Source organism: Sphingopyxis sp. USTB-05 (assembly GCF_023822045.1).
In the GTDB taxonomy this organism is placed as follows: Bacteria; Pseudomonadota; Alphaproteobacteria; order Sphingomonadales; family Sphingomonadaceae; genus Sphingopyxis.
In genome coordinates this window covers 1,313,863-1,326,327 of the sequence record NZ_CP084712.1, presented here as the reverse complement: position 1 = coordinate 1,326,327, position 12,465 = coordinate 1,313,863, and the positions used below count along the sequence as shown (strand labels likewise).

At 63.4% G+C, this 12,465-nt stretch carries 9 protein-coding genes; 1 reads left to right on the top strand and 8 read right to left on the bottom strand.

The features are described 5' to 3' along the window. Positions 1–190 precede the first annotated feature (190 nt). Positions 191–1,324 carry a diguanylate cyclase gene (locus KEC45_RS05835; RefSeq protein WP_083435816.1) on the top strand — a complete coding sequence of 378 codons (1,134 nt, stop codon included), beginning with the start codon at positions 191–193 and terminating at the stop codon, positions 1,322–1,324. Positions 1,325–1,398: 74 nt separating this feature from the next. Here the strand turns inward: KEC45_RS05835 and KEC45_RS05830 are convergent, their stop codons facing one another. The 8 genes from KEC45_RS05830 to KEC45_RS05795 all read right to left on the bottom strand — a co-directional run bounded on the left by KEC45_RS05830 (position 1,399) and on the right by KEC45_RS05795 (position 12,455). After that, positions 1,399–2,694 carry a sugar MFS transporter gene (locus tag KEC45_RS05830; protein WP_252171646.1) on the bottom strand — a complete coding sequence of 432 codons (1,296 nt, stop codon included), beginning with the start codon at positions 2,692–2,694 and terminating at the stop codon, positions 1,399–1,401. Positions 2,695–2,741: 47 nt separating this feature from the next. Next, positions 2,742–5,225 carry a glycoside hydrolase family 3 protein gene (locus KEC45_RS05825; protein WP_252171645.1) on the bottom strand — a complete coding sequence of 828 codons (2,484 nt, stop codon included), beginning with the start codon at positions 5,223–5,225 and terminating at the stop codon, positions 2,742–2,744. Between the two features lie 88 nt (positions 5,226–5,313). Next, on the bottom strand, positions 5,314–6,507 hold the full coding sequence (locus KEC45_RS05820) for an MFS transporter (protein WP_062181936.1): 1,194 nt from the start codon (positions 6,505–6,507) through the stop codon (positions 5,314–5,316). Next, the gene (locus tag KEC45_RS05815; protein ID WP_062181939.1) at positions 6,500–7,564 is read right to left on the bottom strand and encodes a LacI family DNA-binding transcriptional regulator; all 1,065 of its coding nucleotides are present in this window, start codon (positions 7,562–7,564) and stop codon (positions 6,500–6,502) included. The genes KEC45_RS05820 and KEC45_RS05815 overlap by 8 nt, the downstream gene beginning before the upstream one ends. A 112-nt stretch (positions 7,565–7,676) precedes the next feature. Beyond that, entirely contained in the window at positions 7,677–9,173 is a 1,497-nt protein-coding gene (locus tag KEC45_RS05810) for a tryptophan halogenase family protein (protein ID WP_062181942.1), read from the bottom strand. Next, positions 9,170–10,201, bottom strand: coding sequence for a cupin-like domain-containing protein (locus tag KEC45_RS05805; protein WP_062181945.1), 1,032 nt, complete (start codon positions 10,199–10,201; stop codon positions 9,170–9,172). Before KEC45_RS05805 ends, KEC45_RS05810 begins: the two co-directional genes overlap by 4 nt. Further along, on the bottom strand, positions 10,194–10,913 hold the full coding sequence (locus KEC45_RS05800) for a SapC family protein (protein ID WP_062181948.1): 720 nt from the start codon (positions 10,911–10,913) through the stop codon (positions 10,194–10,196). The genes KEC45_RS05805 and KEC45_RS05800 overlap by 8 nt, the downstream gene beginning before the upstream one ends. 12 nt (positions 10,914–10,925) lie before the next feature. Next, entirely contained in the window at positions 10,926–12,455 is a 1,530-nt protein-coding gene (locus KEC45_RS05795) for a tryptophan halogenase family protein (RefSeq protein ID WP_062181951.1), read from the bottom strand. Positions 12,456–12,465 lie beyond the last annotated feature (10 nt).

Genomic DNA, 12,465 nt, shown 5'->3' with positions numbered 1-12,465 from the left:
TATTGGCTCTGCTCAGTGCCAGAAAATGTGCCGCTCGCGCAATCGTTCCCGCGCGCCTGTACGTTAAGCCGCTGTTTTGACACGTCGATTGCGTCCCGCTTTAACAGACGGCAACAATTCGACCCGAAAATCCTGCCGCGGCAAGGTGAATCAGCCTTAAACCTGCACTATTTCGCTCGTTAAAGCTCGCATGACCACTAAAGCGACAGCATCGAACGAGCCGGTAGGACGGCTCCTGGGTTGGCTGGGGCTCCGCAATGCACGCGGCGACACCCCCGACGGAGGCCAGGCGCCACCCGGCGGCGGCGCCCGCGATCTTGCGCGCGAGGCGCGTTACGAACTCGCGGCTTCGATCACTTCGTTCCTCGTCGACAATGATCTCGATGTCTCGCCGGCGAACCTGCTGCTTGCCCATGCTGCCTTTTCGGGTCGCAACCCGCGACTGGCACGGCAGATCGTCGCGCAGGCACAGACGCCCGATGGGATCAGCCAGAAATGGCTCAACGAACTCGACGAACAGGAAAGCAGCCAGCCCGATCGCGTCGAGCTCGACCAGTTGATGACCCGGCTCGAAAATAATATCGAGGCGTTCCAGGCAAATACGAAGGAAGCCCGAAGCGCCACCACCGACTATGGCACCGAGCTCGAACAGCATGTCGTCGATCTCGAACAACTTCAGAAGACGGGCCGCATTGTCTCGAGCCTCGCCGACCTTGCCAAGGTCATGCTCGAACGTACGCGCAAGGCCGAGGACGACATGCGCAAGAGCGAGGACGAAGCAAAGGCGCTGCGGCGCAGTCTCGACCGCGCCAAGCGCGACGCCGAACTCGACTATCTGACCGGCCTGCCCAACCGTCGCGCGTTTGAGGCCTTGCTCGACCGGCATTACAAGGAAGCACGCGCCGCGGTCGAACCGCTGAGCATCGCCTTTTGCGACATCGACGAGTTCAAGAAGGTCAATGATATCCACGGCCACGAGGCCGGCGACCGCGTCATCAAGGCGATTGCCGACACGCTGGCGCGGATTTCAAACGATCATTGCCACGTCGCCCGCCATGGCGGCGAGGAATTCGTCATGCTGTTCCGCGGCCTGACGCCGACACAGGCGGCCGAAAAGCTCGACGACGCGCGCGAAGCTCTCGCCGACCGGCGTCTGATCAACCGCAAGACCGACGAGCCATTTGGCCAGATCACCTTCTCCGGCGGCGTGGCGGATGTCTTTGGCTATGGCGACACACGCGCCGCGCTCAAGGCCGCCGATGCGGCGCTCTATCAAGCGAAGGCCAACGGACGAAACCGGATCGAAGTCGCCGGTTCGGCCTGAATTCCTATTCCCGCGGGGGGCGGGAGGTCGCGGGCGATCGCGCACCAGAGCGCGATCGCCCGCGGTTTCATATGTCAGGCCGCAGGGCGACGCGCATAGACGCCGAAACCCGCGATAACCGCATAACAGAGCGCCGGCAGCAGCAGCGCCGTCGCGAGGCTGCCCGTAACATCGGCCAGCGCGCCGGTCGCAAGCGGCACGACCGCGCCGCCGAAGATCGCGACATTGATGATCCCCGACCCGTCGGCCGCGCGGCTGCCGAGTTTTTCGGACGCGAGGCTGAAGATCGTCGGGAACATGATCGCGTTCATCAGGCCGATCGCGAGCAGGCTATAGCCCGAGACGACGCCATTCGTGTTGGTCGAGATCAGGATCAGCGCAATCGCGCCAACCGCGACGCACGCCAGAAGCTTGCCAGGACTGACCACTCGCATCAGGCCCGAGCCGATGAAGCGGCCGATCATCGCGCCGCCCCAATACAGGCCGATCAGCTTGCCCGCAGCTTGTTCGGCGAGTCCCATCACGCCCGGCTGCATCAGATAGTTGACGATCAGCGAACCGATCGACACTTCGGCGCCGACATAGAGGAAGATGCACAGCGCGCCGAAACCGAAGCGCGGACGTTTCAGTAGGTCGAACCCGGCGAGGCCAGCACTCGCCTCATGTTTCTCACCCTGCAGCCGGTTGCGGAACATCCACACCGCGCCAGCAACCACCAGCAGCGCAACCGCGATGCCGAGATAGCCGTGGACGATCGCCTGGCTCTCGGCGGTGCGATAGGCGTCGAGCTCGGCGCCCGACAGATCTTCGGCCTTCATCGTCGCAAGGCTGCCGAGGATCAGGACCGAACCCGCGATCGGAAAGATCGTCGTGCCGAGCGAGTTGAACGCCTGTGCGAAAGTCAGCCGGCTGTGCGCAGTCTCGGGTTTTCCGAGCAGCGAAATCAGCGGATTGGCAACGACCTGCACGATCACCACCCCGCTCGCGAGGACGAACAGTGCAAACAGGAATAGGCCGTAAACGGCATTTTGCGACGCCGGAATGAACAGCAGGCAGCCGACCATCATCGTCAGCAAGCCCGCCACCGCGCCGCGCATATAGCCAATCTTCTTGACCAGCTTCGCGCCCGGAATACCGATCACCAAATAGGCGGTGAAGAAGCAGAACTGCACCAGCATCGCCTGCGTGTAATTGAGCGTGAACAGTTCCTTGAGTTTGGGAATGATCACATCGTTCAAGCTGGTGATGCCACCGAAAATGAAGAACAGCCCCATGACGAACAGCCGTAGTTCGGGCGCATCGACATGCGCGCCCTGCCCATCGCCGGCGCGCGTATCACCGCCCGGCGTTAAATCTGGCGCTAGTGCCATTTCTCTCTCCCCGACCTTATCTCAGGCTAACCCAGCTACAGGTCTTGTCACTTTACCGCTGGCGGGCAAGGCAGATTCTCGCCAACCGACTCGACATTCGTATTCAGCAGCGTCGCGGCGAAGCCCTTGTCGCTCTGGATCGACACGGCATAATCGACTTGCCGCAGATTGGCGCCCGCATCGGCGAAACAGCGGAGCGGCACCTTGATCGTCGACACCTGCCCCTTGGGCGCTGCCTTGACCAGGGCCGAAATGTCGAACGCTTTGCCACCCAGCGCGAGACTTACCGGCGCACTGCCGATTGCGTCGATCCGCCATTCGACGCGCAGCGCGAAGCTGTTGTTGAGCTGGCGCGACAGGTCGGCATATGGTCCGCTGAGATGCAGTGCGGCAGGGCCGGTCCAGACGAAGGATTTGCCATCCTCTTGCGCGCGAACGTCAACCGAACGCGCGGCGATCAGGCCGCCGGGGCTAGAAACCGGCCCGGACTCGACCGGCCGAGCGCCGCCCGCGTCGGTGACCGTCAACACCCAAGGCGCGCGCGCGCGGCCGCCGGAGAAGAAATTCTCGACGTTAAGCGCCGCGGCGATGTCCACTCCCAACTCTTCGGATAGCTGCGGAACCGTCGTGTTTGCGCCATATTTCAGACCATAACCAACCGCGAATTGCGGCTTTTCGACGGGCGATCGCGCATCGGCGGGCCAGGCAAAGGGCAGCGTTCCGGTGAAGGCGCGCGGCGTCTTCCCGTCTTTGCCGGCGACAAGCACGTCGGCGACGCCCGCGCCCTGCGATCCCGGTAACCAACCTGCGACGAACGCATCGGCGGCGTTGATTTCCGGGTTGGTGAACATCGGCCGTCCCGACAGGAACAGCGCGACCACTGGAATGCCCGCCGCCTTCAGCTTCTTGAGCGTCGCGAGATCGGTCGCTTCCGACGGCTGATAGTCGAGCGTCGCGACATCGCCCTGGAATTCGGCATAGGGCGCCTCGCCAAACACGACGATCGCGACGTCGGGCTTTTCCTTGTACACGCCACCTTCGGACAATGTCGCGACACCGCCCGCATCACGAACCGACTTGTTCAGCGCTTCCCAGATCGTCTGACCATTGGGGAAGTCGGCGTGGGTGACATCGGTCCCCTGCCAACTGATGGTCCAGCCGCCGGACTGGATGGCCATGCTGTCCGCCGCGGGACCAGTGACGAGCACGCGCGCGCCCGGCTTGATCGGCAGCACGCTACCATTATTCTTTAGCAAAACGAGGGATTTGGCGACCGCTTCGCGCGCGACCGCCAGATGCTCCGGCGTGCCGACAGCTTTCACTACGCTGCGATCGACATGGCCTTCGGGGAACAGCCCAAGCTTATATTTGACGCGCAGGATGCGGCGCACCGCATCGTCGAGCCGCGCCGCCGATATCGTGCCATCCTTCGCATGTTTCAGCGTGCTTTCGTACAGCCCCTTCCAACTGTCCGGCGCCATGAACATGTCGAGCCCGGCGTTGATCGACTGCGCGCAATCGGTGACACTGCACCCGGCCACCTGCCCATGCCCGTTCCAGTCGCCGACGACGAAACCGGCAAAGCCCATCTTGTCCTTTAGCGCGTCAGTGAGCAGCCCCTTGTTGCCGTGGTGCTTGACACCCTGCCAGCTTGAGAAGCTGGCCATCACGGTCAGCGCGCCAGCATCGATCGCGGCAGGATAACCCATCGCATGTTTCGCGATCAGTTCCTTTTCGTCGACCTTGGCGTCGCCCTGATCCTTGCCCTCGAACGTCCCGCCGTCGGCGAGGAAATGTTTGGCGGTCGCGGCAACATGTTGCGGACCGACCGTCCTGCCCGCGACCAGTGGTCCTTGCAGACCAATCACCATCGCCTTCGCATATTCGGCGATCAGCTTCGGGTCGGAGGCATAGCCTTCATAGCTGCGGCCCCAGCGCAGATCCTGCGGCACGGCAAGCGTCGGAGCAAAGGTCCATTCGATACCGCTGCCCGCAATTTCGGCGGCGGTGACCGCGCCGATACGCTGGATCAGTTCGGGATCGCGCGCGGCGCCGAGGCCGATATTGTGCGGAAACAGCGTCGCGCCGGGGACATTGTTGTGCCCGTGCACCGCATCCACGCCAAAGATGATCGGAATCGCGACGCCATTCGCCTGCGGGCGCATCGACACCGCGCGAAAATCGCCGACCAGCTTCGCCCAGTCAGCCGCGGTCGAACGTTCATTGCCATTAGGACCGCTGTTACCGCCAGCAAGGATGGAGCCCAGGGGATAAGTTTCAAGATCCTTGGGTGTGATCGTGCTGATATCGGCCTGCACCAATTGGCCGACCTTCTGCTCGACCGTCATCTTTTTGATCAGTGCGTCGATCCGCGCTTCCGTCTTGGCGTCGGAGATCGCGGCAGGGCTTTTCGCGGCGGGCCATAGTTCGGGATGGACCTTGGCCGCTTCCTTGTCCGTGGTTTGTGCGGTTGCGGCTGCCGTTCCTGCCAGAAGCAGCGCGGTCGCCATGACCATTGCCTGTCGGCGCATCGTCTCTCCCATTCTTCGTATGTGAACGTTATCAACGTTCACTTCGCATAGTGGATGAACGAAAGCAAGAGCTCTGTTTTCGGAGTTGTCAGCGCAGACGCGGCATCGTCGCGAGCAGCAGCACCGCGATCGCGGAGAGCGCCGCAAGCAACAGGAACAGCGCGTCGAAACCAAAACCGGGGACGAGCGAGATCGTCAGCCAGGGCATGATCAGCGACGGTACTGTGTTGGTCAGATTGAAGATGCCAAGGTCGCGGCCGCGCCGGTCAGAACGCGGCAGGATACGCAGCGTCTGGCTGCTATGGAGCGACAGGAACACCGTCGTAGCGATGCCGAAGACAAGATAGCTCGCCTTTGCCGCGTCGAGCCCCGTCGCCAGCGCCATACCGACCATGCCAAGGCTCGACACCGCTGCGGCAACGACCAGCGGCACGAACGGCCGATCATTACGGTCCGCCCATCGGCCGCTCGCCAAGGCGATCGGAATCGCGATCGTCAGCGCCATGCCGAACAGCCGCGCCTTTTCATTGTCGTGCATGCCGGGATCGATCGAACGGAACCAGAAATAAAGATAGGCGAACAGCGCCGCCTCGGCGATCTGGACGAGCAAGCGCGCAAGCCACATCCGCACCGCGGGGCCATTCAGTCGCCGCCGCTTCTCGCGCGCAACGCGTACCGGCGGCGCGACAAGATCGGGGAAGGAACGCGGACGACCGAGCAGCAGCACCGGCAGGACAGCGGCTGCCACCAGCAACGCAATGACCATGAGCCGCTGTTCCGCCGACACCAGTCCCGGCCAGGTGACGAGCCATCCCGACCAACCGCCCAGCGCCGGCGAAAAGGCGAGCAGCCCGCCGAGCAGGCCCTTCTGTTCGTCGGGAACACAGTCGCCTGCCCACGCTGCAAGCGGCCCGAGCATCATGTTGAGCGTCAGTTGCCAGGCAATGATCATCGCCACCAGCGACCAGATATCGTGCGACAGTGGAACGGCCAGCAGCAGGGCGATCGTCAGCACCAGCCCGGTCAAAATCCAGCCGCGCCGATTGCCCGTCCGGTCACTGAGCCAGCCAAAACCGATACCACCCACACTCGCCGCGATCGCGCCAGAAAAGGTGACATATCCAAGCATCTGGACATCGGCCGCCCCGGCCAATTGCGTCATGCGCCCCGGCAGCCAGATGGTCAGAAAGGGAACATAGGCTATCGCGCCCCCCGCCGACGCGAGCGCATAAAGCAGAAGGAAAACGAGAGACTGGCGGCGCGGGGTCCCGGCGTCAGCCATGGACGACGACAGGCGGCGCTGCGGTGGACCCGCGCTGGACAAGCCCGCCTTGCACGCGCGTCGGTTCGGTGGGGCGCGGAGCGCCTCGCTGCGCCGCGATAATCAGCTCGACCGCGCGCGACGCGGTTTCGGCGACCGGCTGGTCTACCGCGGTCAGCGCGGGCTGGGTAAAGCGCACGACCGGCGTATTGTCGAAACTGACGATCGACAATTGTCCGGGAACATCGAACCCCAGATCACGCGCCACCTCCAGCGTCGCAAGTGCCATCTGGTCACTGCTCGCGATGATTGCCGTCGGCGGATTTGCCGCGCCAAGCAATTGCCGCGCTGCAACGCTTCCCGACGCAAAGGTGAAGTCGCCCTCGACGAGCAGGCCGTCGGTAGCAAGGCCGGCGGCCGCCATTTCGCCCTGCCAGCCGTCGATGCGCCAGCGGCTGAGGCTATATTCGGACGACCCAGCGATAAAGCCGATCCGTTCATGACCAAGATCGATCAGATGCCGCGTCGCGCGTCGTGCTGACCCTTCATCGTCCATCGTCAGCGCGATCCCCGCCACGCCGCCGCGCGATCCGATGCGCGCGAACGGGATTTTCTGCTGGTCGAGCAGGCCGACGATCAGCGGATTGTCCGAATGCGGCGGGGTCAGGATCACTCCATCGGGCTGCAGCGCAGCGATTGCCGCGCGCAATTCGCGTTCGACATGATCATTGTGCGTGTCGACGAGCTCGAAGATCATGCGGTAGCCATATTCGGCGCATTTCAGCATCCCGCCGAGCAGCATTTGGTCGACCCAGTCGACCCCCTGCCGCCCCTGCCAGTCGGCGATCGTGCGTTCACGATCGTTGATCGCAAGGATCAGATAAGACCGCGACCCGCTCATCCGCTGCGCCGCGATCGACGGGACGTAACCAAGCTTGTCGATCGACGCCTGAACGCGTTCCTTCATCTCGGGCCGGACGTTGGGCTCGTTGTTGATAACACGGCTCACCGTCTGCAGCGACACCCCTGCATCGGCTGCAACATGCTTGATCGTAACCGACTGCCGCCGACGCCCCATTATATTTCCCGGCCCCCTATCGTGTCGCAACCGCTAACCGCATCGTCATCACAATGCCAGCCGCGAAGCCATTCTGCTTCCATAATTTGCCGATATTCCCGGCGAGCGACGTTCATGCCGCCTTCGGTTCCTCGGCGCCGCAATAGCGCGCGACATAGGCGTGATGCTCGGGCAGCGTCGCCACCGTCTGGGCGATATTGTCGCGTATCGACTGGAACAGGCGTTCGACCTCATCGTCACGCAGCTTATCGGCGATCGGGTGATAGCTTTGCGGTTCGATCCCCTGCCCCATCATCACCTGCACCCAGCTATTCTCCGCGAACAATTCCTCATATTTTCGGAAGACGCGGCCGGTTTCACGGAACAGCTCGATCTTTTGCTGCAGCGAATCCGGGATCGGCATATTCGCGACGTGGCGCCAGAAAGGGCTGTCGCGACGGTTGGTCGCCTTATAGTGCAGCACGACGAAGTCGCGGATCTGCTCGATATCGAGCCGCTGCTGATCGTTGAACTCCTGCGCGTCGCGCTCGCTGACGCGCCCGTTCGGCATCAAGCGGATAAAGCGCAGCACCGCGCGCTGGATCAGATGCACCGTCGTCGCCTCCAGCGGTTCGACAAAGCCACCCGCGAGCCCGACGGCGACGCAGTTGCGGAACCATTGCTTGCGCCGCACGCCGCCCTTGAACTTGATATCGAACGGTTCGATCAACGGCTCGCCGACGCTGCCCATCAGCCGGTCATAGGCTTCGTCACGCGACAGATAGCCGCTCGAATAAACGATGCCCGCGCCCATGCGATGCTGCAGCGGAATGCGCCATTGCCAACCGGCGTCGTGCGCGATCGCCTGCGTATAGGGCTGCGGCGGGCCGAGATGCTTCGACTGCACGGCGATCGCGCTGTCATTCGGCAGCCAGTGGCTCCAATCCTCGAACCCCGCATGCAGCGCGCCGTCGATCAGCAGCCCGCGAAAGCCGGTGCAATCGACGAACATGTCGCCTTCGATGCGCCGGTCGCCGTCAAGATGCAGCGCCGCGATATCACCGCTCTCGCCGTCGAGTTCGACGCGCGCGATCTTGCCCTCGACGCGCTTGCAACCGTCGGTCTCGGCCAACTTGCGCAGGAAGCGGCCGTAAAGCGTCGCGTCGACATGATAGGCATAGTTCATCCGCTCTTCGGGCAGATGTGCGAACTTGCCTTCCATCCCTGCGACGAGTTCGAGGCAATAATCGCTGTAGGGCTGTTCATGCCCGCGCTCGCGCGCGTTGAGCCAGAAATGCTGGAAGCCCGCCGACCAATGATCCTTTCCCGACAGACCAAAGCTGTGAAAATAACTATCGCCGTCATGCTTCCAATTGTCGAACAATATGCCCAGTTTGAAGGTCGCCTGCGTCGCGCGCATGAATTCGGTTTCGGGAATGCCAAGGATGCGGTTGAAATTGACGAGCGGCGGGATGGTGGACTCGCCCACGCCGATCGTCCCGATCTGTTCGGATTCTACGAGCGTCAGGTCGACCGTTTGTCCCATCGTGCGCGCGATCGCGGCCGCCATCATCCAGCCGGCGGTGCCGCCGCCAGCGATGACGACGCGGACAGGTTTCTTGTCGCTCATTTACTCAAAGCCCTCAGCAAAAAGGCGCGCAGCCGGCCCGCCGTCTCGGACGTGAGCGGGGCTAGGATGCTGCGCGCGGTTTCGGGAATATGGTCGGTGACGCTGGCGTCATTGTCGAAGACATAATGGTTGAACTGTTCGCGCCAGATCGCCTTGTCCTCTGGCGGCAAGTCGCGGATCGCGAGGATCGCGTGATTGAGCGCGGCCTGCGGTTGACCGAGCCAGGCCGGCGTACGCCGCCACCAATAATTGACCAGGATGTTGAAGTCCGCGAGCCCCTCGACATGGTGCCACCACATCGATGGAATGAAGATCGCATCGCCGGGTTCCAGTTCGACGGTCTGCGCTTCGGCCATCGCATCGACGAAGCGCGGGTGCGCGGCCAGGTCCGGGGCGTCGAAATCGACCATGCTGACGACGCGGCCCGCAGGCGTATTGTCGATGGGACCCAGATAAAGGTTGCGAAAGGCGCTCGGCGGGAACAGCGTAAAGCGGCGGCGGCCCACCGCGCAGCAGGCAAGATTGTCAGGAAAATCATTGTGCGCGGCGATCTTGGTGCGCGTGCCGATCCAGATGCTCTTCAGCGGGTCACGCGTACCCAGATCGACCGAATTCGCTTCATCGAGCCCGTCGAAATGCGAGAGTATGTCGATGGACGCGAGATAGACTGTGCGGTTTTCGCCACGCTCTTCGGCCGTATCGATTCCGCCGAAGATGTCGGCAAGCTTGCCCGTCCCGATCCGGAAATTCATCTCCATCCCAGCGTCGTAGAACAGCCGCCCGTCGTGCCCCGGTGCGCCGATCGACACCTTGAACGGACGGTCGCGCGCGTGCTCCAGCAAATAGCGCCGGGCATCGCGACCGGACCTTTTGCCTGCTTCGACCAGCGGCCAGTCGACCGCCAGCCCGCGAAGGACAAAGGGCTCGCGCGCGCCTTCCAGCAACGCGTCGAGCCCCGCCCCCTTATTCCATTCGCGCTCGGGCACGGGCGCGAGGCGGTCGTAAATGGCGCGGTCGCGCTCAGCCACCGGCCAGCCTGCGGTTCTTGCGTCCGACGAGCTCCGAAAGCTGCGACAGCGACGCGAGCGCCATGAACATCGGCATCAGGTGCCCCGCCTCATGGAGCTTGCCGAGCGCCTCGCCATCGAGCGCGCGCAGCTTTGCCTCGTCGATGATGTGGAAGCCGACGAGCGAATGGATCGATCCGTCGTCGAGGGTCACCTCAAGGCTGAAGGGTTCGAGCAGGTCATACGCCAGCAGCGCGTCATAGAAGGCGCCACTCTCGCGATAGCCTTCGTCGAGGTCGCCGAGCCGCTCGACGACCTCGTCGAGATAGGGCGTCGCGTTGCCATCGACGTCGAACAGCCGAACCCCCTCGCTCGCCGCAGCGATACGCGGGTGGCCCATGTCTATATGCACCTGTGCCGGACCGTCGCCGTTGGCTGGACGCCCGATGAGAAAGGGCTGGATTGCGACCGACAGCGGGCGATAACGCGCATCCCACCCTTTGCCGTCGAGGAACAGATTTTCGCCATTCTGGAAGCCGAACATCGCCAGCGCCGAGAAATCCTCGCGCCCGGTTTCACGGCGAAACAGGATCGGGAAATGCGCCTGCACGCGCCGGAATTCGCTCGGCACCGTCAGCGTCGCCATGATGTCGTCGCCCAGTTCCGCCCCCGCATCGGTCCGGATGCGCAGGTCGCGGTGGGTCTTGTTGTCGAGGACGGCGTGGCGGGTCATCAAATTCCTTTCCTATCGCACGGCGGCATTATGTGCGCTCGTCGCGAGGGCATCGAGATAATCGCGATTGGCGGGCAACGCCGCGACGAGCGCGCGCGCGCGCTGCCGATTTTCGGCAAGCAAGGCGACCGCCCGCTCACTCATGGGCACACCGGGCGGCACCGGATAGCCCATGCCGTAGAGAATATATTGGTGACTTTCGGCCGAGAAAATCTCGTCAACGCGCGGAAAATCCCATAGCGACGGTGGCTGGTCGCGCCACAGCTCCAGCATCGCGGAAAGGCTCGGCGGCATATGGGCCGGGTCGCGCTGCGCGAGCCAATAGGGTTCTTCGCGCCGGCTCAGCGCATAATGAAGCTTGAGGAATTCAACGATGCGATCCCAGCGATAGCAGAATAATTCATTGAAGCGTTCGGCGTGAATCGGCATGGCGCCGCGGCGTACCGGGAAATTGTCGATCAGCGCGTTCAGCGACAATTCGATCATCACGATCGCGGATGCCTCGAGCGGTTCGATAAAGCCCGCCGACAGGCCGACGGCAATGCAATTTCCCTCCCAGAACCGCGCCCGATGCCCGGTCGGAAAGCTTAGCCTCCGCGCCGGCACCGCAGGCGCATCCGGCAGGACGCGGGCGATATAGGCGCGCAACGTCGCCTCCGCCGCATCGTCAGTCATAAAGCGACTGGAATAGACGCAGCCTACGCCGCGGCGTCCCGGCAGACCGATGTCCCAGATCCAACCTGCAGCATGGGCGGTCGAAACCGTCTGCGACGCGATCGGACTGCCGGCGGCCACCGGGACCTGCGCCGCGAGCGCGCGATCGTTGAACAATGTGTCGCCGCGGTCGATCCACTCGACGCCCAGATGCCCCCCGATCAGCAGCGCAGCATGCCCGCTGCAATCGATAAACAGGTCGCCAGCGATATCGCCGTTCTGACGCGTCGCGACCGAAGCGATGCCGCCATCATCGTCGCGCGCCACATCGACGACATGGTCCGATATGTGCCGCACGCCAAGCCGCTGCACCGCATGCGCCGCGAGCAGCGCCGCAAATTTTCCGGCATCGAGATGATAGGCGTAATTCGCCGCGCCCTGATAGTCGGGCATCGCGCGCTGACGCGGCGCGAGGTGCAGGTCGCACACATGCGCCTGCGCCGTCATTGCCGCCGCGAACGGCAGGTCCGGCGCGCCTGCCTGCCACGCCGCGAGCAATTCGGCAACAGGCGCGGCGGGCGGGGATGTGAACGGGTGCAGATAGCTATCGCCCTCGGCCCCGGTAACCCAGCGGTCGAACCGCGATCCCTGCTTGAACGATCCGTCGCAGGCGGCGAGAAACTCGGCCTCGCCGATTCCGATCGCCGACAGCGTCGCGCGCATCGTCGGCCAGGTCCCCTCCCCAACGCCGATCGTCGGAATGTCGGGCGCCTCGATCAGTGTGACTTCGATCTTTGCGGAACGTCGCGCACTGGCGAGGCGGCAAGCCGCGAGCCAGCCGGCGGTGCCGCCGCCCACGATGACAACCCTCTCGATCGCGCTATTCATTACCGTCGAT

What these genes read in the sequence shown, in the direction of transcription:
- KEC45_RS05835 (WP_083435816.1), top strand. Translation starts at nt 191, where the DNA reads ATGACCACTAAAGCGACAGCATCGAACGAGCCGGTAGGACGGCTCCTG.
- KEC45_RS05830 (WP_252171646.1), bottom strand. Translation starts at nt 2,694, where the DNA reads ATGGCACTAGCGCCAGATTTAACGCCGGGCGGTGATACGCGCGCCGGC.
- KEC45_RS05825 (WP_252171645.1), bottom strand. Translation starts at nt 5,225, where the DNA reads ATGCGCCGACAGGCAATGGTCATGGCGACCGCGCTGCTTCTGGCAGGA.
- KEC45_RS05820 (WP_062181936.1), bottom strand. Translation starts at nt 6,507, where the DNA reads ATGGCTGACGCCGGGACCCCGCGCCGCCAGTCTCTCGTTTTCCTTCTG.
- KEC45_RS05815 (WP_062181939.1), bottom strand. Translation starts at nt 7,564, where the DNA reads ATGGGGCGTCGGCGGCAGTCGGTTACGATCAAGCATGTTGCAGCCGAT.
- KEC45_RS05810 (WP_062181942.1), bottom strand. Translation starts at nt 9,173, where the DNA reads ATGAGCGACAAGAAACCTGTCCGCGTCGTCATCGCTGGCGGCGGCACC.
- KEC45_RS05800 (WP_062181948.1), bottom strand. Translation starts at nt 10,913, where the DNA reads ATGACCCGCCACGCCGTCCTCGACAACAAGACCCACCGCGACCTGCGC.
- KEC45_RS05795 (WP_062181951.1), bottom strand. Translation starts at nt 12,455, where the DNA reads ATGAATAGCGCGATCGAGAGGGTTGTCATCGTGGGCGGCGGCACCGCC.